Origin of the sequence: Snodgrassella sp. M0351, from assembly GCF_016100575.1 — a bacterium.
GTDB classification, from domain to species: domain Bacteria; phylum Pseudomonadota; class Gammaproteobacteria; order Burkholderiales; family Neisseriaceae; genus Snodgrassella; species Snodgrassella alvi.
The window spans coordinates 1-24669 of record NZ_JACFSG010000007.1 but is presented as its reverse complement, the minus strand read 5'-3'; the positions used below and the strand labels follow the sequence as shown (position 1 = coordinate 24669).

Here is a 24669-nt window from a genome sequence, read left to right as displayed (position 1 = left end):
CTGCCTGCTGCTACATTGGTAATTCGCTGTGCTGCACTATTGCGACCGGCATCATAGGCACTACCATTCCACAACAATGCATTTGTTTGCAGCGATGTCATATTGGTTGTGATATTAGTCAGACTATCACTCAGATTATTCAGACTATTTGCAGTTGTAGTAGTGGTATCATCCAGCTTATTTTTAAATTTAGTGATATTATCATTCAGCACACTAGATACACTGTTGTAACGAATACTGTCTGCATCCTGAATACCGGTAGACAGGTTGTATAGCTGCGCTCCGTTAACGGCATCAGTTGAATCCGGTGCCACTGTACCAGCAGCTACATTAGTAATGAATTGCGATTCACCGATACCATGATTTGCACTATAGGCACCGACATATTCATTCCATTGTAATGCATCCTGTTTAAGCTTATCTGCATTACCTTTAATGTCACTTAAGGACTTAGATAACTGGCCTGCTGAATCTGTAATACTTGTAGCCAGACTTATCAGCCCGGTGTTAGTGTTGTCAGACAAAGTGTTAATACTTCTGACTATATCACCAGACAATTCAGTTAAGCGGTCAGATGTACTTGAGGAGAGGCTTGAAATACTACTAAACGCATTGTCAGAAAAAGTGTTTTGATTAGCTGAAGCACTCTTAGACAAACTGTTTAAATTATCTGAAATATCTGCGGATATCGTATCAAACTGTTTTGTAAGTAAATCAGATACGTTCTTAGCCGAATCATTTATGGTAGATAAAGACTTGGACATTGAGATCGATACATGGTTCAGGTTTTCTATAGACGCCGTCGACAGGCTGTACAGTTGAGCACCAGTAATGGCATCTGACGAATTTAACCCTACCTGACCAGCGGCAACCTGGGTAATTTTTGCCGGATTGCCCGTTACAACACTTGCATCATAAGCATTAATACCCGCGTTCCATTGTAGCGCATTCTGCTGCAGAATGGTTACATTGGTATTAATATCGTCTATACCGGTAGAAAGACTACCGATTCCAGCATCAACCAAACCATTCAAAGTAGTTGAAAAACTTTCAAAACTAGTACTGAACCTGTTAGTCAGTGCACTTATATTGCTATTGGTAGTGTGTAGCTGACCACCCGTAATGGCATCGGTTGAACCGGCATATATATCACCTTTACCAACATGAGTAATACGATATTTAGCATTTTCTATGCCATGACTGGCATCATATGAACCATCTTTCCACTGTAATGCATTTTGCTTAAGATCAGCCAGATCTTTATCAGCTACATCCACTGTTGAAGATACACTTGTAGACAGAGAATCGATGCCGCTTTCAATATTTTCTCTGTTCTGTGCCAGTTTTGATAAATTGGAATCTATTACATCACTTAATGAACTGGATAAACTGTTGATACCAGTGCTGAGGCTGTTAGATACACCTGTTAATTTACTTTCCAGAGCAGTAATACTACTATTGGTACTGAACAGCTGTGCACCGGTTACGGCGTCTGATGAGCCCTCTTTCAGGCTGCCTGCTGCCACATGGGTGATAATATTTTTAGCGCCTTCAACCTTATGACTGGCGTCATAACCTTTATCCGTCCATTGCAGTGCATTGTCCAGCAAATCGGAAATACCGGTATTAGTACTAGTAAATTCTGTTTGTGTAGTTGTAGACAGACTTGTCAGTTTGTTATTAGTTTGTTTCAGCAAACCGGTTAAAGTAGCGATATTTTTATCGGATATATTAAGCAGGGATTCGGACAAACTATTAACACCGGCATCTACTTCTTTACCCAAATCACTGATTGCTTTATCGGTATTAAAAAGCTGATTACCTGTTACAGCATCTTTCGATCCTTTTGCCAGCAAACCGTCTGCAACATTGGTAATTTTTCCTTTACTTCCCGGATCTCCATGACTGGCATCATAGGCACCTTTATCTTTATTCCATTGCAGCGCATTCTGCTGTAGTGCAGGAATTCTGTCATTTATATCATTCAAACGTAACTCAGTTTCTGTTGACAGTTTATCAAGACCTGGAAAAGAAGAGGTATCCAATACTGTAGACAGGCTTTGTAAACTGCCCGAAGTTGTACTGATAAAATCTGTCACACTCTTTGTAAATGATTCAGAAAGCAAATTTATCCGGCTATCTGTGCTAAACAACTGAGCACCAACAACCGCATCGCTGGAATTTACCTGTAAATCACCTTTAGCTACCTGAGTAATACGTCCTTTATTGTCGTTTTCATCAATGGCATCATAAACACTGTCATTCCACTTTAATGCTTTTTGCTTTATGGCACTCTGACTGGTATTAATAGCCCCAAGTTCAGTGTTGATAGTAGTAGATAAAGAATCAAATCCGGTAGTCATGGTTTGATTTAAATCAGATGAAACTTTCAACAGGTTCGTGGAGACAGAATTGGAAAAATCTGACAACTCAGTATCCAGTCTGCCGGAAAGAGCACTGACATTTTTATTAGTGCTAAATAACTGATCACCGATTACAGCATCGGATGATTTATCATACACACCACCTTTACCGGCATTAATGATTTTGTTCAATGCACCTATCTTACCATGGCTGGCATCATAAGAACTGCCATTCCACAACAGTGCATTCTCTTTTAATCCACTAATTCCAGTGTTAACGGTCTGTATATCTGTACTGATATCATCGGCAAGCTTACTGATCCCAGAATGAACATTTTTGCTTAGCTCATCCTTTCGAGTAGCCATGAGGCTATCGATATTATCTGAACTTTGCTTTAATTGGGCTGAAAATGATGTATTCAGGCTATCAATACTGTTATTAGTTTTAAATAACTGACTGCCAGTTACAGCATCAGTTGAACCGGATAGCAAATTTCCTTCAGCAACATGAGTAATCTGTTCTTTACCATTAACACTACCATGGCTGGCATCATAAGCATCACCGTTCCACTGCAATGCATCCTGCTTTAATTGCGCTATTCCTTTATTAGTTGTTTCCAGACCCTTGTTGATACTTTCAGTCAGTTGTTTAATTTGATCTAAAGATAGACCATTCAATTCGTTGTTTAATTTTTCTACACTCTTAGCAGTAGAAAGAGAGAAGTCGTAATACTGACTGCCGACTATTGCATCAGTTGAACCTGCGCCAATGTAGCCGGCTGTAACATTAGTAATTTTCTGGTTTCCCTTAATACCATGGGTAGCACTGTATGCTCTTTCTTTATCATCCCACTGCAAAGCATTACTTTGTAAGGCACCAATACTTGTATTAAGTTCGTTTACCCGATTACTTCCACTTTGCATCGTACTTTCAGAATACTGGGTTATCAGCTTAGCAAAATCGTCAGATCCAGTACTGATTGAAGATTCTAAAGCTTTCAGAGATAAATTGGTTGAGTATAACTGCGCTCCGGTAACGGCTTCCGTAGATGCACTGTTTATCTCAGCCTGAGCTACTCCAGTAATTTTCTGGTCTTTTTCAACACGCTGTGCATTAAAACTGCCGTCAGTAAACTGCAATATTTCATGCTGTAAGGTTGAGATGCTCTCATTAACCCGACCTATAGAGTTCAGGGCATTGGTTGTCTGATTATTTATCTCGGTATCTATATCCTTACTTAGTTTATAATACTGTCCGCCGGTTACTGCATCAGTTGAATTTGGATCACTGATATCACCAGCACTGACTTGAGTAATTGTCTGGTTACCATCTATACCATGTTTGGCACTAAATGCCTTAGCATCGTCATCCCATTGCAGTTCAGCATTTTGCTGGTCTGAAACTTTTTTACTGGTTATAGACAGAGCTGTCGACAGATTATTCAGATTTTTACCAACCGATGCAGACAGTGAACCGGATAAACTGCTGAAACTACTGTTAACAGTACTGGCCAGACTGCTAATATTAGAATTGGTAGTATACAGCTGTTTGCCATTAACCATGTCGGTTGAGTCCGGACTCAACTCTGCCGGAGCAATACTGGTAATTTTTTGAGCCCGGTTTTCATGTGTAGCATGAAATGCCGAATCCTTACCTCGTAATATTGTACTGTTCTGTAAATTATTAATTGCAGTAGAGGAAGAAGAAGACACTGCCTGCAAATTATTGCTTAGTGTTTTTAAATCAGAAGTAATTACTGTTGATAAAGAACTCAGACTTCCGCTTATTGTCGTGGATAAATTATCCAGTCGGTTTTTGGCAGCAGTTGAAATACTATTGCGATTACCGGCAATAGTAGTCAATCCGGCAGAAATAGAAGTGGAAAGCGTAGCCAGATTAGAATTAGTGGTATACAACTGTCCGCCGGTTATCGCATCCGTAGATTTTTCAGATATATCACCCTCTGCTGCATTACTGATTTTTTGCGGAGTTTTATTGAGATCTGCCTGATATGCACCTTTACCGCCATCAGCCTGGGCATCAAATAACAGAGCATTGCGTGTTATCCTGCTTAAACCGGTTGAAACAGATGTATTAAGTGTAGTCAGTCTGTCCTTACTGTCTGATATTGCCAGATTTGTATTTAATATCAGTTTATTAACCTGATTATTATTAGTAGTAATACTATTACCGAGCTCAACTGCTACTTTATTGACTAACATATTAGTAGCACGTAACTGAGCGCCGGTTACTGCATCTGTGGAATCTGGACTATCAGCACTGCCTTTCTCAACGCCGGTTATTTTCTTTTCATCCTTAGCATCAAATTTTTTACCTTTTTCATCCCATTCAAGTATATTACTTCGCAACTCATTGATACCGGTAGCTACGAATGAAGTAAAACCATCCATATCTGCGTTTATTTTTGGTACTGATTTATCTACAGCTGACGAAATACCGTCTGCGCCGCTATTAAGAGTACCAATACCGGTAAGTATGCCTGTCGAGATAGAAGTCAACTGTGCATTAGTCGTATACAACTGTCCGGCATTAACCATATCAGTTGAATCAGCCGCAACCTGCCCTTCTGCTACATTGATTATTTTATACGTGGTTCTGCCATCTTCTGATCCGACATTATAAGCACTTAAATTCTTATTATACTTTAAAGTATTTTGCTGTAATGACGTAATACCTTCAGATGTTGATTTAGTCAGATCAGAGATATTTTGATCTAATGTATTTAATCTTGTATTAGTCTGTTCTGAAACAGTACTGATACTGGTATTAATTTTATTCAGTTTATCATCGAGTGAAGTGGAAAGGCTGGCAACATTACCATCCATTTTACCCAGATCAGGCTGAATACCTGCTGATAAGTTATCCACGCTGCCTGAAACAGAAGAATACAGGCTCTTTAATTGAGCAACATTGACAGCATCTGTTTCCTGTACACCAGCAGCAACATCGGTTATCTGACGGGTGTTTTTATTTGAATTTCCTACAGCTACGGCACCGGCACCGGTTTTACTTTTCCATATAGGACCATCGCTAGATTTACTGCTATCCGGATTATACCCTGCAACGCCACCTGCGGTACTGGCAATAGAGCCCGAACCCAGAGCAACTGCTCCGTCAGCCAGAGCCTGAGCGTTATTACCCACGGCAATCGCTTCAGTACCACCAACGGTTATATTATTACCCAGAGCCATACCATTATCTGAGCTGACAATGGAGTTATTACCGATTATAGTGGCACCAGTTCCTGTACTGGCTGAGTTGGCCGCACCCACTGTATTACTGTTACCAATAATATGTACACCATCAATCGCATTATTGATAGTATTGCTGTTACCAAATACGGTTGTATTGGCAGCAGAAATACCATCATCTTTCTTTGAGGTAAATGTTTTACCGGTATTACTGTTACCCAAAGATATCGTATTATTTCCTAGGATAGTAGTATTACCTGTACGCGATTCATTTTGTAAACCATCATCTGTATTATATGTGGTAGCAGTTGATGCCCCGCCAATAGCAATTGCGCCCTCTCCGCGTACATCATTACCAGAACCAATACCAATACTTTGTTTGAAAGTAGCACTATCGTTATTACCAATAGCTATCCCAGAATCCAGACCTGTCTGTGACTGAGCACCAATTGCAACAGCTCCGTCACCAGCAGCCTGTGACTGCAAACCAATAGCAACGGTTCCTACACCATTTGCATTGGCTACAGAACCCAGAGCGACACTGGATACCCCACTAGCCTGAGATGAAACGCCAACTGCATTAGACGCACGCCCCTGAGCCAGCGAAGCGTTACCAAAAGCCTGCGCACCGCCTCCCAGTACAGTAGCATTGGTACCAAAAGCTGTTGAATAATTACCTTCTGTGTATGATCCGCAAAAGGCTGCAAATGATCCCACACCATAAGCCAGAGGTAATTTATATATACCCCTAATATTAGTGGTTATTTGCCCCTGCTGACCTGCTGCCGTCTTAGCGGTAGAATTTTTAGGATCATAAGTCTGCTGGAGAGTACCAGAGCTCAATCCCCATTCAGCATGATCAAGAGTACCATAGGGAGTATAAGTTACACCTTTGTAAACAAAGTTTGTATTCGTTGCAAACCGCTTATATTCCGTCCATGCATCTATTGAACCGGTCTCTTTAGTAATATTGCTGCGTCCCTTAACATAATCCGCACCACAGTTCGCAACTTCACCACTCAACGTAATAGTTGATCTACTACCTGCATAATGATTAGAAACATTAGTAGGAGAATTATCAGTTCTGGAAGCATACGTACTATCATTATGATTACCTATGTAATGTATTCTATAGGAGGAGGCTGCATACAATTCAGGTGAAAATAATGTCATATTCACAAGAGAAGCAATCAGTCCGGTTTTGAAAGCTCTAAAGCCAAACTTACTCAGTAACGAAGGTATAACAGCAGTCTGACAGGAAACTGTATTTGCCTTAGTTTTACTTTTAGCTAATTCAGAAGCAGCCACCCATGTCTGCGTGGATTCATTCCATATCGCACGATATATTTTATTCAATTGGTTAACTCCTAATTTTTTAAAATCATGCGTTTATCAAAAAAACCAAAAAAAATTTAAAAAACGTTAAAATTAAAGTTAAATTATTAAGTAATATAACATAAATATTTGTATAAATGTGGTAAAACAAACAGACGCTTCAGAGAAGATTATTTGAAGCTGAATAAAATATTCTTAAAAAAATTTTTTATAAAAACAGTATATTATATGTGATCTTTTTATGAAATTTTGCGATTATATGGGATAAATACTATTTATTTACCTATTATTAAATGTATTATAAAAGCCACAACAGGATATGAGAACGAATTTTACTTATTGATAATTCTTGTAAATAAAATTGGAACGTTATTGCTTAATTTTTATAGAAAAGTAAGATAAAAAGCTTAAATTAAATTTTGACAGATTTTGTATCATTTATCAGTATTTTTGCAGATACTGAATATTATACTGGTATTTTATGAAATTGTTTAACCACATAATGCAGAATTATAGCGGTATATCTGAATTTTAAATATCCCGTTTATATTTTCTGTAATAGTATTGTATTATATCTATTAAAAATAATAAAATTTACATTAAAATTATGAATAATAAATCAGTAAGTATTAATCGCAGTAGTTAGAAATTTAAATTATATGTCCGAATTGGTTCGTGTCTTTATAAATATAAAAACTATAAATGCAGACAAATAAAATAGTGATTTTATAAATTGTGTATAAGTCTGTGGATATCATTTAACAGATAAAATAAATATCAGTTACAAAAATTGCCATTTTGTAAATCGAAACTGATTATGGAAGCATGACTATTACAAATCAAACAAAAATAATATCCCGAACAAAAAAAGTAATTAAAAAATTCAGTTTTTCAAACTATAAGCTTTAAAAACTAAACTGTTAATAAGTATTTTATTTATCTTAATTAGTTAAAATAACAGTTAGTCTACTGGAGCGGATAACGGGATTCGAACCCGCCCGAACTGCTTGGGAAGCAGTTATGCTACCACTACATCATATCCGCTCAAAAACGCTTATTGTAAGTAGGTAATGTTACCGAGAAGTTATTTTATTATAATCTTATTAGTACCAAACAACCAGATATCACTTCTATCCGGTTTAGAAATTCAGGATTAAGTACAGCTATACTTAGCACTGCATATTCAATATCCGGTTAATTTACTGAGAATTGCAAAAAATTATTTTCTCTGGCTGTTAAATTTTTGCCTGATTTAAAATTAACTAATTACAGATAGTTAATATCTTTGCCGGGAAAAATTTCAGCATATTTTTAAATAAAATAGATGATAAGCAAGCCAGAACACAAAAACAGTATTTTTAGCCGGAAACCCGGTGACTGTGGATAAATACTGGATAAATAATTATGTACAGACACTATAGTATTGATGACGTTTATCCTTTTCTATCATGTCTGTTATTAATAATTGATATCTGAATAAGTCATATTCAATTTTGATTATAATTGCTGATAATACACAGTTAATAAAGAATATTCTGATGCTTAAATCCTCTTATTGAAACCAGTTCAAATTTTCCGCATAAAACAGTTTTATACTGATTCCTCAAAATCATTAATGAATATGCCGATTTATTTTAACTGTTGAGGATGTAATCAATCTACAGACAGCCTTATCCATAACATCATTTTTATATTTATCCACAGAATCGATTCAGTTACAGTTTTATATTCTTATCATTTGCCTGTGCTAAGCTAAAATTGAATATCTCCATAATCAAAATTTATCTTAATAATTTAATAGTACATACTATTTGTCTAGTTTAGCCAAAAAATTATGTATTCTGCTCAGCCAGACTAAACAGAATACATAATTAGAATATCTGTTGATAAACGGATAAAATAAACAAATCAGACTTAGTTATCCACAGCTTTTAATGCTTTTGCACCAATATCATGCCGGTATTGCATACCGGCAAATTTTATCGATGCCAGAGCAGTATAAGCTTTGGTTTGTGCAGTTTTGATATCTGCACCTAATCCGACTACACATAATACCCGTCCGCCATGGGTAACCAGTTCATGCCGGGAATTAAACGCTGTACCGGCATGGAAAACTTTTCCGGTTTGATTAGCCTCGGTAATCCCGGAAATTACATCTCCCTTACGCGGATCCTGTGGATAACCAGCCGCCGCCAGTACCACACCAACAGCAGCCTGATCTCGCCATTCAGCGGTCACCGTATCAAGCCGGCTGTCCAGAGCAGCTTCTATCAGCTCCACCAGATCACTTTGTAACCGGCACATAATCGGCTGAGTTTCCGGATCACCAAACCGGCAGTTAAATTCTATGATATACGGTGCTCCGCTATCATCTATCATCAAACCGGCATACAGAAAGCCGCGATAAGGATAGCCGTCAGCCTGCATTCCCTTTACTACAGGAAGAATAATTTCATCCATTACCCGCTGATGTACAGCTTCAGTCACTACCGGTGCAGGAGAATAAGCACCCATTCCGCCGGTATTCGGGCCTTTATCGAAATCAAGCAGGCGTTTGTGATCCTGACTGGTAGCCATAGGTAAAACATGCTCACCATCGACCATAACAATAAAGCTGGCTTCTTCTCCCTGTAAAAAATCTTCGATTACCACCCGGCTACCGGCAGCACCCATAGTATTATCCCGCAACATATCATCTACAGCCTGATGAGCTTCGGCCAGTGTCATGGCAACAATCACTCCCTTACCGGCTGCCAGACCATCAGCCTTGATAACAATCGGTGCGCCTTTCTGACTGATATACTGATGAGCAGCTTCAGCATCAGTAAAAGTCTGATAGGCAGCTGTGGGGATACCCGTTCTGGCCATAAACGCCTTAGCAAAATCTTTTGAGCTTTCCAGCTGAGCACAATATTGGCTCGGACCAAAAACAGCCAGACCAGCGGCAGTAAAATCATCCACAATACCGGCTGCCAGTGGTGCTTCCGGTCCGACTACTGTAAATGCTATTTGCTGTTCACGACAGAAGGCAATCAACTGCTGATGATCAGTTACAGCAAGGTTGAGCAGCTTTGGTTCTGTTGCAGTACCGGCATTACCCGGAGCAACATAAACCGTATTTACTTTGGGAGACTGTGCCAGACGCCAGGCCAGAGCATGTTCTCGTCCGCCGCTGCCGATAACCAGTAATTTCATATACCCCTTCTCCAAAATAAGGTGTGTATGCAGCCAGCCGGCTGCGTTTTATAGCATTAACCAGTAATATTCAGTTATCCAGTTTAACATCAATCATCCGCAGCTTGCGTAAAGATGACAGCCCGCTTTCCAGCTGAGCAAGCGGCAGGCGGACAGACAGACAGCACTGCTGCTGCAGATCCTGCTGTATTATCTGTGCCTGCTGCTGCCGGCACCAGCGCATTGCTTCACTCAAATGAGCATAATCACAATAAAGCCATAATTGCCGGCATACATCCAGACAAATTTTATCAGCAGCTTCTATCGCTGCCGCAGTAGCAGATTTATAAGCATGGATCAGCCCGGGCACTCCCAGCAAAGTACCACCAAAATAACGTATCACTATCACTACAACGTCAGTGATATTCGCAGAATCAATCTGTCCGAGAATCGGCCGGCCGGCACTCCCGGCAGGTTCTCCATCATCATTGGCACGATAACGGTTACCATCTACGCCCAGACGCCATGCAAAACAGCAATGACGTGCCTTGTGATGCTGTTCCCGCAAAGTTTGCACATACTGGCGAATTTCTGATTCATCCTGCACCGGATAGGCAAAGGCCAGAAAACGGCTGCCCTTATCTTTAAATTCAGCCTGCGCCGGTGCTGCCAGCGTTGTGTATTGATAAATTGTACTCATTTTTCTGCAACAGCCTGCCTGATAGCGGCCGCAAATGCATCAACTTGCTCAGTTGTGGTATCAAAACTGGTCATCCAGCGTACCTCTCCTTTGCTTTCATCCCAGTCATAAAAATGAAACTGTTGATGCAAACGAGCACGAGCATTAGCAGGTAATATTGCAAATATGGCATTTGCCTGAACTTTTTGAGTAACCGATACCTGCTCAATTGCGGTCAGTGATGTAGCCAGCCGCTTTGCCATCAGATTACTGTTGGCGGCCAGATCCAGCCACAGATCGTCTTCCAGCCATGCCAGAAATTGTGCTGAAATAAAACGCATTTTTGCACCAAGCTGAGCATTAATTTTACGTAGATACGGCATAGCAGCATGAGTATCTGCGCGCATACTGATGATACATTCGCCTTGCAGCATACCATTTTTAGTACCGCCCAGATTAAGCATATCCACACCCGTATCGGTAATCATGGTTCTGGCATCAGTATTTTCCGCTACCAGTGCATTCGCCAGCCGTGCTCCATCCAGATAAAGCTGCATATTATGTTTATGACAATATTCGGCCAGATCACGGATTTCAGCCACACTATAACAAGTGCCCAGCTCAGTAGTCTGGCTGATATACACAACTGCCGGCTGAGCACGATGTTCCATTCCAAAACCCCAGGCTTGCCGGGCTACCAGTTGCGGGGTTAATTTACCATCATCAGTAGCAACCGTCAGGAGCTTTACGCCGGCCAGATGTTCAGGCGCCACTCCTTCATCACACTGAATATGTGCGCTCTCCGCACAAATCACCGCACCCCAGCGCGGCAACAATGCCTGTAAAGCGGTAACATTGGCTCCGGTTCCGTTAAATACCGGAAAAGCTTCAGCCTGCTCACCAAATAACTGTTTGATTTTCTGTTGCAGAGCATGCGTATACACATCAGCACCATAAGCAGGCTGATGTCCGCCATTAGCGATTGTCAGTGCCTGGATAATTTTCGGGTGAACACCTGAATAATTATCTGATGCAAAAGCATAACTCTGATTATCATGTAATCGGTTCATCGTTTTAAGCTGAATTTTTTATAAAAGATATCATAAAAATTGCCTGAATACTGAGTATATTCAGGCAGTTTACCGGCAATCAGTTACAGCAAACCGGATACTTTCTACCCGTTTGTTTCAAGGCTAAACTGTTGAATAATGTTTCACGTGAAACATTATTCAACAACCATCAGCAATTTAATGTCCGAGAGCCTTTAACTGTTCAAGCAGTTCTGGAACAGCAGTATTTAAATCAGCAACCAGCGCATAATCAGCTACGTTAAAAATCGGAGCATCAGCATCTTTATTAATAGCCACAATAACTTTACTGTCTTTCATTCCGGCCAGATGCTGAATGGCTCCTGAAATACCAATAGCAATATATAACTCCGGTGCGACTACTTTCCCTGTCTGCCCTACCTGATAATCGTTCGGAGCATAACCGGCATCCACAGCCGCGCGTGAAGCACCGATAGCTGCATTCAGGGTATCGGCAAGCGGGTTGAGAAGTGCAGCAAAATTTTCAGCACTGCCCAAACCACGTCCGCCACTGACGACCACTTTAGCAGTAGTCAGCTCAGGATGATCTGATTTGGTCAGTTTACGTTCAATAAAACGGCTTAATTCAGGCACAGGAACAGCGGCAACAGATTCAATTGCCGCTTGCCCGCCAGCAGATTCTGCCAGAGCAAATGCGGTAGTCCGGATTGTCAGCAACTGTTTCGATTGTTCACTACGCACTGTTTGCAAAGCATTTCCGGCATAAATCGGGTGAACAAATGTCTGACTGTCGATAATGGCAACAACATCAGAAACAGGAGCACAATCAAGTAAAGCCGCAACACGCGGTAACAAATTTTTACCGAAACAAGTAGCTGCTGCAATAATATAATTATATGAATCAGCAAGTTGCACTACCAGTGGAGCTACTGCTTCCGCCAATACCTGAGCATAGTCAGGAGCATCAGCCAGTAATACTTTTCGTACCCCGCTAATTTGCTGTGCCTGGGCAGCGATACCGGCTACATTATGCCCGGCTATCAGAATATCAATTTCCCCCAGTTGCTGTGCCGCAGATACAGCATGCAAAGTGGCCTCATCCAGACAGGATTGCTGATACTCAGCAATAATCAATACCGACATTAATATCTCCTTTAAATGACTTTTGCTTCGTGATGCAATCTGTCTGCCAGCTCGGCCACATTTCCAACCCGGATGCCGGCAGCCCGCTCAGCAGGTTCAGTTACCTTCAACTGTACCAGCCGCGGGCTGATATCCACACCCAGCTCAGCTACTGTTTTTTTCTCAAGCGGTTTCTTTTTTGCCTGCATAATATTCGGCAGCTTGATATAGCGAGGTTCATTCAGCCGCAAATCAGTACTGATTACAGCTGGTAATTTCAGCGCCAGCTGTTCCTGTCCGCCGTCAATTTCACGGGTAACCAGCACTTCATCTGCTTTAAGCTCTATTTTGCTGGCAAAAGTACCCTGCGCAAGCTGCATTAAAGCGGCAAGCATTTGTGCCGTCTGATTGGCATCATCATCAATTGCCTGCTTACCCAGCAACAATAACTGCGGCTGCTCGGTTTCGGCCACCGCTTTTAATAACTTAGCCACGGCCAGCGGCTCGAGCTTTTCATCTGTTTCAACATGAATGGCACGATCAGCACCCATTGCCAGAGCTGTACGCAAGGTTTCTTCACACTGTTTCACACCTAAAGATACCACCACCACCTCAGTAGCTTTACCGGCCTCCTTTAAACGTACAGCTTCTTCCACAGCTATTTCATCAAACGGATTCATCGACATTTTCACATTGCCAATATCCACATCTGATTCATCAGGTTTAACACGTACTTTCACGTTGTAATCGACAACACGCTTTACCGCTACCAATATTTTCATCTGAACCACCCTTAGATTAATCATAACCGGCAATCATCAGTGATTACCGGTATACTGATTGCAGATTAACCACCGCAATACAGATAAATCAGCTAATCAGTGTAATTTAATTGCTACTATCAATTTATACTTAACCGGATATAGTAACAGAAATACAGATAAACTGCCGACACTCAGTTGGAAATATCATTTTGCTGTTCAAATATGATTTGTGGATAACTTTATCCGGCCGGTTTTAAAATCACTGTGTACAATAATTTTTAATTCTGTAAAAAATAATCAACAGCTATAAACAGATCAATTCAGTCTAATTTCCGGTATGAAATAAAACCATTGCAACTTAAAATCCGCAATTTAACACAATTATTTTTTATAATATTAAAATCATATAGTTAAACACTCCCCTACTCTGTTATATTTATCCACAGGCAGGTCTTCAGGCTACAAGTCCGGAATACCGGGTTAATAATTTATTCTGGTTGAAATCATGAATCAGACATTTCCATACAAGATTAAAATCCACAGAAATTCACTTATCACTAAAAATTAAATTATCCACAATCATAATGATCTGTTTATCGTTATTAATAATATTTTTAATTAGAAAATATACTTTTAAACAGCTAATAAATCAGTAATACTGCCAGATAAACAAGCTGTTTCGAATTTATACGGAAATCAGTATAAAACAGTAAATAATAAAAACATATTTATCAACAACTTAAACGATAATATTATGATTCCGTGCATAACTTAAGTAATCGGATATCAGCTGAAACTCATTTAATGATTAATTTAAGCATAATAAAAACAATAAATTAATTATTTTATCCACAATTTATATACAGAGAAATATACTAATTACCGTACAATATACCTGTTCTGATTAATCATATTTTGTACGTTTTATGCCCGCATCTTCTGAAAATTCCGGTCTGCACTGGACAATCCACCCGATTGGTTACATTAATTCTCCCTATAAACAAAAATTCGGAGTTGCCCGGCAGCCAGGATTGGTACCGGCAGCTCAGGCATATATCGATTTATCCACAGAATTTACTGCTGAATGTATACGCGGTTTAAGTGATTATGAATATATCTGGGTTCAGTTTATTTTTCATGCCACCATTAAAGACGGCTGGCAACCTCTGATCAGACCGCCAAAATTAGGAGGTAAAGAAAAAAAAGGGGTTTTTGCAACCCGCAGTCCGCACCGGCCTAATCATTTAGGTTTATCACTGGTAAAACTAGAGCGAATTGAATGTAATAAACAGATTCGATTGTATGTAAGCGGTGTGGATTTTCTCGATCAGACACCGGTAATTGATATCAAACCCTATATTCCGTTTGTTGAGGCTAAACCTTATGCACATAGCAGTTTTGCACATGAACGCGAATTACTGACAGTTCACTGGTCACAGCATGCATTAAATCAAATGCAATTTTTTTCATTAGATTCTGAATATTTTCAATTAGTTAATCAAAGTCTGGCCCAGGATCCGCGACCGGTGCATCAGCACCATACAGACAAAGTTTTTGTTATGCATCTGGGTAATTTTGATGTTTTATTTCAATTCAGAGATAAAACTGTTGAAGTAACCGGATTACGTGAACATGTCGGAATTTAAAATTATTATTCAAATAAAAATATAAATAATAAATTGATGAAGACAAAGACGAAGCCATACATCCTGTGGAAAAGTGAAAATAGTATTAAAAAATCACCTATTTAATTGTAGATAACTTATTATTTGCGGATGAGTATGATTTGTGGATTATGTGGATAACTTTTCTGCTGATAATACTTTCTGTGGATAATTGGCAGAAATAAATTCTGATAGCAATAATTTATCCACTGTTTGGCAAAATTCATTACTTTTACCGGTTAAATTCGTTACTATTGGATTATCGGATTGATCAGGAACAGAATATGTTGCAGCGCACATTAGCAAAAAGTATCAGTGTTACCGGAGTGGGTTTGCATTCCGGAGAGCGGGTAAGATTGAGTTTGCATCCGGCTGCATCTGATAGTGGTATCCGTTTTCGCCGCACTGATCTGAACGGAGAACTTGGCCGTATTGTGCCGCTGACTCCTGAACTGATTAACGATACCCGTTTATCTTCTACAGTTGTTACTCCAGACGGTATTCGTATCGGCACCATTGAGCATATTATGTCGGCATTCGCTGCCTATGGAATCGACAATATCATTGTTGAGCTCAATGCACCGGAAATTCCCATTATGGATGGTTCTAGCCTGCCTTTTATTTATCTTTTGCAAGATGCGGGTGTTATTGATCAGCCTGCTGAAAAAAAATTCTTACGTATTAAACAGCCGGTAATGCTGTCGCAAGAAGATAAATGGGTAAAATTTGCTCCGTATGAGGGGTTTCAGGTTACTTTAACCATAGATTTTGATCATCCGGTATTCAATCGCAGTAATCAGACTTTCACGATAGATTTTGCCGGACAGTCGTATGTTGATGAAATTTCCCGCGCACGGACATTTGGTTTTATGCAGGAAGTAGAACTGATGCGCAGCCATAATCTGGGGCTGGGCGGAAATCTGAGCAATGCAATTGTAATTGATGATACAGATGTGCTTAATCCTGAAGGCTTACGTTATCCTGATGAATTCGTACGCCACAAAATTCTGGATGCAATTGGCGATCTTTATACACTCGGACATCCGATTATCGGCGCTTTTGAAGGCCATAAATCCGGCCATGCGATTAATAATGCATTATTGCGGCAATTACTGGCACAGCCCGAAACGTATGAATGGGTAACATTTCCACATGACCGGCAGCTGCCTTCTGCCTTCCATCATCTGCCTCAGGCTGCCTGATATTTGCGTACAGATTATGTTATACTATTTTAACAATACTATCAGATTAACCGACCGGACAATTATTCTCCGGTTTAATTAACTATTCCGGGATATAAAAGAATGGACTATCAAGCTGTTGTAGCGCAATTACTTAACGTAGAAGGTGCACTGGCGGCGGCAGTGGTTGATTACGATAATGGTATGCTGATGGCTGGCAATGCTATCAATAAAATTGATCTGGAAATTGCTGCTGCCAGCAGTACCGAAGTTATCCGCTCTAAAATTAAAACTATGCAGATGCTGGAGCTGAATGACGAAATTGAAGATATACTGATTACCCTCGGACAGCAGTATCATCTGATCCGGCCGCTGAAAAAACTTGGCAGCCTGTTTTTGTATTCTGTACTTGATAACAGCAGGGCTAATCTGGCTTTATCCCGCCGGGCTCTGATTGATGTTGAAAAACAAATGGAACAATAGAATTATTTTAATAATTTTAATTAGAAAATCAAAATATTATAATTAAAATTGTTAGTTTATTTACTATTGATGGCGTGTTTTTTGTAACTCAGATATAGCATTTATATGCTGATTTATATAAATATATCAAATCAGCATAATGATTATATACTGAGAATTATTATATTGTTTATAATTACAAATATATTTAATACTGCATTTTGTTTTTAGAGTAAATACGTTTGTTGTTAATAAAATCTATATTTTATTTACTTCCAGTATAAGCATAAAAATAATGTGTACTTGATAAATAAAAAATGAAATCATTTTTTAAGTACATTGCATATAATTGTAAATAAAATTTCTGTTTCAGTAATATAAAAAAGTAACTGATACCAGATAAAGAAAATATAACTATGAACTTAAGTTTCAAACATGAAATGCTAATTTTTGTCGTACTCTAATTAAATTTGTTTTTTGTCCAGAAAATTTTATTTAAAATAATTCATATTTGCTCTTTCATATTAACTGTAACTATTATTATTGTGGTGTTAATAAGACAATAATAATATCTAAACAAAGTATTTAATAAACATACATATATAAAATAAAAAAAAATAATTTGATAAAAATTCAATTGCTTACTTATAAAAAAAATTCATAAGCCAACAGTTTTGTTAAGTGTTTTTCTATGTTTTTTACTACATGCAAACAAATATTTATGTTATATTACTTAAAGATTTATCTTAATTTTTAACTTAACTTTATTAAGTTATCCAAAATTTGTTTTACGGCATGATTTCTAAATCAGGAGTAACCAATTGAATAAAATATATCGTGCTATATGGAATGAAACGACCCAGACTTGGGTGGCAGCTTCCGAACTAGCTAAGAGCAAAACCAAGTCTGATACAGTCTCTTATTTATCTGCCGCCGGTATGGTAAGCAGTAAATCCAGATTTGGTTCTATTTTCAAACTGAGTCTTATGGCATCAGTTCTCAATATGTCTTTTTGGGCGTCAAATGCCTATGCTGCCAATTTAGCTATAACAGGTGCAGTAGCTAATACAGTTACCAGTACTGATGGTACCGGTTCAAATTATGCTAATGGTAGTCATGGTTCAATTGTTTTATCTGCATTTGATGGTTCAGCTGCACAATGCGGAGCTGATGATGTAGCCGGACGCGGAGGACCAGGAATTACCGGTGGAATCAGTGCTTTGGATGAGTATTTAAGATTTGCTCGAAATACGCCATATGGTACTCAGACTCCATATGGTTCAAATAACAAAGGTGTTGATGCTACTGTAGCTCAAACTCAGGGAACGACTACTGGCGGTTCTGCTAATAAAATGCCGGTTGCTTACGGCGTTGCTTCATTTGTAACCGGATGTGGTGCATATGCTTCCGGTAATTATTCAACTGCTTTTGGTACTAATGCCACTGCTACTGCCGGCGGAGCTATGGCTTTCGGTACGGCAGCACTGGCTTCTGGTCGTGCATCCATTGCTTTTGGTGTAAGTTCTCAGGCTACTGGTGTATCCAGTGTCGCTTTGGGTTCGGTAGCATCTTCTGACGGTGTGGGAAGTGTAGCTGTCGGTCTTCAGTCTCAGGCCAGCGCAGATGGTACTGTTGCTCTAGGGGTTCAGTCTCAGGCAAAGGGACATTCGGCCGTTGCTATCGGTAATGCCGCTCAGGCTACCGGAGAGCAAAGTATCAGTATTGGTTCAGGTAATCAGGTTTCTGGTAAAGGATCCGGTGCCATAGGCGGTTCCACTACCACTACGCTTTACGATTCTACTACCGGTGAACAGACAAATGATGCTACTGGTGCAACTGTTATTTCCGGTGACGGAACCTATTCTCTGGGTAATCAGAATAAAGGTAACAAAGACGAAGGCATTGCAGCCAGTGATACAGGTATATTCGGTAATAATAATGTTATCGCTGGTAAGAAAACCGATGCAGTAAGTGGTATACGCATTATTGGTAACAATAATACTACTACCGAAACCGCATCAGGGGCCATGATTGTAGGCAATGCTGCCAATGTCAGCGCTGCCAACGCACTTGCTCTTGGTAACAGCACCACTGTTAGCGGAGTAAACGGTATTGCTATTGGTAATAATGCTAATGCCAGTATTGATGACGGTGTGGCTCTGGGTAGCGGTTCTGTTGCTTCTGTTCAACAAGGTGTTGTAGGATATGATCCGTCTGCTAAAACTGCACGTGCTGCTGACACTTCACCAGTCTGGAAGAGTACAGCCGCTGCTGTCGCAATCGGAAATGCAGCTTTAGGCCTGACAAGGCAGATTACAGGATTAGCTGCTGGTACACAGGATACTGATGCGGTTAATGTGGCACAGTTAAAAAGTCTGGGAACTTCTACGTCAACAAGCCTTTCTAGTTTGTCATCTTCTACATCAACTGGATTGTCATCTATAAACAGTGATTTAATCTCACTGAGTTCTTCGGTTTCCAGCGGTATTCTTTCAACTGATGGCAATTTAAATACTTTATCTACTTCTGTTGATGCCCGGTTTACAGATATTAATGATAAATACACTTCATTAAAAACTTCATCAGAAAAGAGTATTCAAGAGCTGAAGGAAGATGCATTACAGTGGAATTCAAAGGCACTGGCTTATGATGCATCTCATCTAGGAAAAGGACCTGCAAGAATTCTGAATGTTGCTGCTGGTGATGATACTGCGCCGGGATCAACTGATGCTGTTAACGGCGGACAGTTATATACTACAAATTCGTTATTAAGTACTTTATCTAGTACATCACTTGGTTCTATTAGTAGTGCAATCTTAAATTTTGAAACAGTTTCCGGATCTGTCAGCTCAGTACTGTCTTCTACAACAGATAAACTCAGTCAGTTGACTACTAGCGCTTCTTCCAGTATTACTCAGTTAAACCGTGATGCATTACAGTTGAAAAATGGTATCTATGATGCCAGCCGTGATGGACAAGCGCAGAGAATTACAAATATAGCTGCTGGTGATATTACTACCCCCACATCTACGGATGTGGTTAACGGCGGACAATTGTTTACTACTAATTCTAGTATTTCCAGCCTCTCTACTGCAACTCAAAGTAGTATAGATGATGCAAACATTAAGAGAGATTCAGTTTCTTTATCTGTCTCGCAGGTCATTAATACTACTAACACAGCTATTGCCTCACTGTCTCTATCAACCAGTAATTCGATTGATCATCTTAGTGCTGTAACCTTACAGCTCAAAGGTGATGTATATGATGCCAGCTATGGCAATGTAAACCGTAAGATAACCAATATAGCTGCTGGCGATATAAGTAAGGCTACATCGAGTGATCTGGTTATTGGTGGACAATTATTCAGTACTAATACCAGTATCAATAACCTTAAAACAGCTACTGCATCAGATATTCAGGATGCTAATAATCAGTTAACAGCTGCGTCGACAGAAATTAATAATAATATTGATAATTTGTCTAAAGCCGTTTCTAAACAAACAAGTGAACTATCAACTACTATTACCACTGGACTAAATCAAGCTAATGAAAGTTTAAACAGTTTGAAAAAATCCACCTCAGATGGCATTGCACAGCTGGAAACTAATGCACTGCAATGGGATGGTAAAGCTTATAATGCTGCACGTGACAGTAATCCTCAGAAGGTTACGCAGGTTGCTCAGGGTGATATTTCAATTACATCCAGTGATGCAATTAATGGCGCCCAGCTGTACACAACTAATTCAAATCTGAACTCTTTAGCCGGTAGTATCAGTACCGGTCTAGATACCCTGTCAACAGAGCTAACTTCTTCTAATCAGGCTAAATATAACAGCTTGTCTACAGTGGCTGACAAAATTGGCAAAGATATTAGTTCTCTGCAATCCAATGCATTATTGTGGAATGGTAGTGCTTATGATGCCAGGCATGATAATGTTCCGCAGAAAATTACTAATGTTAAAGCAGGCAGTACTGATGAAGGATCAACTGATGTTATTACTGGTGGTCAGTTATACAGTCTTTCCACAGCTACTGTCACTAAACTGAATAAGACCTTTTCCACAATAAACACCAGTCTGACTGAAAGCAACAATAATATAACTGATTTAAAAAATCAGGCACTGTTATGGAATCAGAGTAAAATAGCATATGATGCCACCAGTCAGAATGGTACCGAACGAAAAATTACCGGTGTTGCCGCTGGTGATATAGCACCGGCATCTTCTGATGTGGTTATTGGTGCACAGTTATATACCACCAATACCTCACTGGATTCACTGGCTTCATCTACTAAGACCAAACTGACTAGTCTGAGTACAACTTTAGATACTTCTTACCAGTCAGTTAGCGGTAGTCTGAGTACAAGTATCGACAAGAGTCAGAAGGATATTACCACTCTTCGGGAAACAGCTTTGCAATGGAGTTCGGCTGCTAATGCATATAGTGCCAAACATCCTACACGGGGTAATCAGCGTATCACCGATATAGCAGAAGGAAGTACCGATGCGAATTCAACTGATGTAGTGATCGGTAAACAGCTGTATACCCTTTCCTCTTCTACGGTAGCAAGTCTGAGTAGCTTGTCGACTTCACTGAATGGATTGTCCGCAACAGCCCTGAACAGTTTGTCTAGTTCAGTGAGTAATGGTCTGTCTACTGCCAATTCCAGCATCACTACTTTACAGAAGGATGCTCTGCAATGGAATAAAGATAAAGGTGCCTATGATGCCAGCCATGGTGATGCAAACGGACGGGGAAAAATTACCAATGTAGCTGATGGTGATCTGAGTGATGTTTCCACCGATGTTGTAACTGGTAAGCAATTATATAGTACCAATACCAGTGTCAGCACCTTGTCCAATAATCTCACTAAGCAGCTGGAAAATCTGAATAGTTCCACTTCTCTCGGTCTGGATAAGCTGTCAACAGATTTGAATCAGTCTTTAACTAAGGGGCTGGCTTCTCTTTCCAGTACTGTTGATACCAACCTGAATTCTGCTAAGGGTAATTTAGGTGATTTACAGCAAAATGCCATGCAGTGGAATGATAAGGTATCTGCCTATGATGCCAGCCATGGTGCAGCGGGTGAAAAAGCAAGAATTACCAATGTTGCGGATGCTAGTTTGAATCCAGATTCCAATGATGTGGTAACAGGTGGTCAGCTATACAATACCAATACCGCTGTCAGCAGTTTATCTACCAACCTGAATACAGGGTTAAATTCTTTATCTACAGCAACTGATACACGTTTAACTAATCTGTCTGATAGTCTGAATAAATCACTGACAACAGGTCTGAGAGAACTGTCAACGACTTTGGATAATGGTCTGGCTTCTGCCAATACCAATATAAATACATTACAGAAAAATACTCTGCAATGGAATAAAGATATAGGTGCCTATGATGCCAGCCATGGTGTGGCAGGCGGAAGGGAAAAAATTACCAATGTTGCGGATGCCTCTTTGTCGGCAACTTCAAGTGATGTAGTAACAGGTGGTCAGCTGTATACTACCAACACCAAACTGAGTAATTTATCCGGCACTGTTGACAGTACAATGAACTTGCTTTCTGTATCAGCATCAGCTGGTGTGAGCAGTCTCTCCACTGCACTGAATAATTTTGCTGACAATAAAATTAACAGTTTGTCTACAAGTTTTGATCAGAAGCTGAATGCTACCAATATCAGTATCACATCATTGCAACAAAATGCGCTGTTATGGAATAAAGACATAAATGGCGGTGCATATGATGCTATTCATAACGGACAGGCACAGCGTATCACTAATGTACAGGATGGAAATGCAATAGCCGGTTCCAGTGATGTGGTTACCGGTAATCAGCTGAATATTACTAACACTAATCTGGGTAGTTTATCCGGTAGTGTAAGCACTACATTTAAAACATTGTCAACTTCACTGCAGGATATAAGTGACAAAAGTCTGGTCGGCTTGTCTGATGAGCTGAAAAAGACTAATGACAAGCTGACTGATCTGTCTGATTCAACATCAACTTCTCTGAAAGAAACTAATAAAAATGTTGGTTCATTACAGCAGAATGCATTGTTGTGGAACAAAGATCTGAATGGTGGTGCGTATGATGCCAGTCACAATAGTATTTACCAGCGTATTACTAATGTAAAAGACGGTAAGTTGGGTGAAGACTCAAGTGATGTAGTGACCGGCGGACAATTGTATACGACCAATAATCAGGTAAATAATCTTGCCGGTAATATAAGTTCAATTTCGAACAGTGTAGTTAATGGTTTAAGCAGCCTTTCTTCATCTTTGACAGATATTAGCAATAAAAATCTTTCCAGTCTGTCAACCGGTCTGATTGATACCCGCAACAAACTGACCGAACTGTCTGAATCAACGTCCACTAGCCTGAAAGCAACCAATTCTAATGTAAAATCTTTACAGCAGAATGCATTGTTGTGGAATGAAAATGCCTATGACGCCAGCCATGGTGCTGCATCTATGCCGGGTAAAATTACTAATGTAGCTGATGGATTAATCGAAGAAGGTTCCAGTGATGTAGCTACTGCCGGTCAGCTGTACACTTCAAACACTAAAATCACCAACCTTTCCAACAGTGTTAGTACTGGCTTTGATAGTTTGTCGCAATCTTTGAGTTCTATTGCTAAAGCCGGCGGTATCAATAGTCTTTCTACCGTTGCAAATGTTATCAGTGATAAGGTAGATCAGTTAAAGAAAAATGCATTACAGTACGATAGTATAAAGGAAGCCTATGATGCTGGTCATGCAACAAGTAATCCTGCAAAAATTACCCGTGTTGCTGAAGGTGATATTAATCCAAATTCAAGTGATGTGATTACCGGTTCACAGTTATATAAAGCCAACTCAGATTACTCTGCTAGTCTGGGAAAAGTATCGGAATCAGTATCTACCAGTTTAAACTCTGCCCAGCAGACTCTGAATACTCTGTCTTCTGTCTGGCCGGAAAAATTTAATAATCTGTCTAACAGTACTTCAACTGCATTCAACAATTTGTCTACGACACTATCAACTGCTTACAACAGTTTGTCTATCAGCACTTCGAGCAGCGTAGCCAGCTTGTCTACCAGTACTTCTAGCGGAGTAAGCAGTTTATCAACCAGCACTTCAAGTAGCGTAGCCAGCCTGTCTACTAGTACTCAGGCACGTTTAGACAACTTATCCAGCAGTACTTCAACTGTTCTGGGAGGGTTAAGTACCACAGTGAGTACTGCTACCAGTAATGTTACCAGATTACAGGAAGATGCACTGCAGTGGAAGAACGACAGTTATAGTGCAGACCATGGCACCGGTAAGGCACAGAAAATTACTAATGTAGCTGCCGGTAAAGTGGCACCGGATTCAACTGATGCCATTAACGGAACTCAGCTGTACAGCCTGTCTACCGGTGTTAAATATGCAGCAGATGCTCGTTATAACAGTTTGTCTACGACAGCTGATAATGAGATCAAGACAATTGGCAATAAGCTGGATAGCTTTACTTCTAATACTACTGACCGTTTGACCAGTCTGCAGAATGATATGGTTGATACCAAGAGTAAAGTAACATCGCTGCAAACAAATGCATTGCAGTGGAACAGCACACTGACCGCTTATGATGCCGGCCATAATAGTACAGTGCAGCGAATTACCAATGTAGCAGCTGGCAA

10 protein-coding genes and 1 tRNA gene are annotated in these 24669 nt (G+C 39.8%); 4 read left to right on the top strand and 7 right to left on the bottom strand.

The genetic code is table 11. The features are described from left to right. The 7 genes from H3V01_RS10770 to H3V01_RS10740 form a co-directional block, all read right to left on the bottom strand. Window positions 1-6932, bottom strand: a 6932-nt coding sequence (locus tag H3V01_RS10770; protein ID WP_255516685.1) for an ESPR-type extended signal peptide-containing protein, incomplete at its 3' end; no start/stop codon positions are given. Between the two features lie 949 nt (window positions 6933-7881). Then, window positions 7882-7955: transfer RNA gene (locus tag H3V01_RS10765), tRNA-Gly, on the bottom strand. An 870-nt stretch (window positions 7956-8825) separates the two neighbouring features. Then, window positions 8826-10106: a phosphoribosylamine--glycine ligase gene (gene purD / locus H3V01_RS10760; RefSeq protein WP_198186782.1), complete on the bottom strand. Its 1281-nt coding sequence runs from the start codon at window positions 10104-10106 to the stop codon at window positions 8826-8828. Between the two features lie 70 nt (window positions 10107-10176). Next, complete coding sequence (locus H3V01_RS10755) at window positions 10177-10785, bottom strand: IMPACT family protein (protein ID WP_084548537.1); 609 nt, start codon at window positions 10783-10785, stop codon at window positions 10177-10179. Beyond that, window positions 10782-11834, bottom strand: coding sequence for a threonine aldolase family protein (locus H3V01_RS10750; protein WP_198186781.1), 1053 nt, complete (start codon window positions 11832-11834; stop codon window positions 10782-10784). The genes H3V01_RS10755 and H3V01_RS10750 overlap by 4 nt, the downstream gene beginning before the upstream one ends. 177 nt (window positions 11835-12011) lie before the next feature. Next, a complete protein-coding gene (locus H3V01_RS10745) occupies window positions 12012-12956 on the bottom strand; it encodes an electron transfer flavoprotein subunit alpha/FixB family protein (RefSeq protein ID WP_084586831.1) in 945 nt (314 codons plus the stop codon). Window positions 12957-12967: 11 nt separating this feature from the next. Further along, complete coding sequence (locus H3V01_RS10740) at window positions 12968-13717, bottom strand: electron transfer flavoprotein subunit beta/FixA family protein (protein ID WP_078474288.1); 750 nt, start codon at window positions 13715-13717, stop codon at window positions 12968-12970. A 935-nt stretch (window positions 13718-14652) separates the two neighbouring features. On the opposite strand from H3V01_RS10740, the gene tsaA reads away from it, so the two are divergent. The 4 genes from tsaA to H3V01_RS10720 all read left to right on the top strand — a co-directional run. After that, window positions 14653-15345 carry a tRNA (N6-threonylcarbamoyladenosine(37)-N6)-methyltransferase TrmO gene (gene tsaA / locus H3V01_RS10735; protein WP_198186783.1) on the top strand — a complete coding sequence of 231 codons (693 nt, stop codon included), beginning with the start codon at window positions 14653-14655 and terminating at the stop codon, window positions 15343-15345. Between the two features lie 302 nt (window positions 15346-15647). After that, window positions 15648-16565: a UDP-3-O-acyl-N-acetylglucosamine deacetylase gene (gene lpxC / locus H3V01_RS10730; protein ID WP_025331817.1), complete on the top strand. Its 918-nt coding sequence runs from the start codon at window positions 15648-15650 to the stop codon at window positions 16563-16565. A 102-nt stretch (window positions 16566-16667) separates the two neighbouring features. Beyond that, window positions 16668-17027: a hypothetical protein gene (locus H3V01_RS10725; protein ID WP_025331816.1), complete on the top strand. Its 360-nt coding sequence runs from the start codon at window positions 16668-16670 to the stop codon at window positions 17025-17027. 800 nt (window positions 17028-17827) lie between these two features. Further along, on the top strand, window positions 17828-24669 hold a 6842-nt coding region (locus H3V01_RS10720; protein WP_198186780.1), incomplete at its 3' end, for an ESPR-type extended signal peptide-containing protein.

What these genes read in the sequence shown, in the direction of transcription:
- purD (WP_198186782.1), bottom strand. Translation starts at nt 10,106, where the DNA reads ATGAAATTACTGGTTATCGGCAGCGGCGGACGAGAACATGCTCTGGCC.
- H3V01_RS10755 (WP_084548537.1), bottom strand. Translation starts at nt 10,785, where the DNA reads ATGAGTACAATTTATCAATACACAACGCTGGCAGCACCGGCGCAGGCT.
- H3V01_RS10750 (WP_198186781.1), bottom strand. Translation starts at nt 11,834, where the DNA reads ATGAACCGATTACATGATAATCAGAGTTATGCTTTTGCATCAGATAAT.
- H3V01_RS10745 (WP_084586831.1), bottom strand. Translation starts at nt 12,956, where the DNA reads ATGTCGGTATTGATTATTGCTGAGTATCAGCAATCCTGTCTGGATGAG.
- H3V01_RS10740 (WP_078474288.1), bottom strand. Translation starts at nt 13,717, where the DNA reads ATGAAAATATTGGTAGCGGTAAAGCGTGTTGTCGATTACAACGTGAAA.
- lpxC (WP_025331817.1), top strand. Translation starts at nt 15,648, where the DNA reads ATGTTGCAGCGCACATTAGCAAAAAGTATCAGTGTTACCGGAGTGGGT.
- H3V01_RS10725 (WP_025331816.1), top strand. Translation starts at nt 16,668, where the DNA reads ATGGACTATCAAGCTGTTGTAGCGCAATTACTTAACGTAGAAGGTGCA.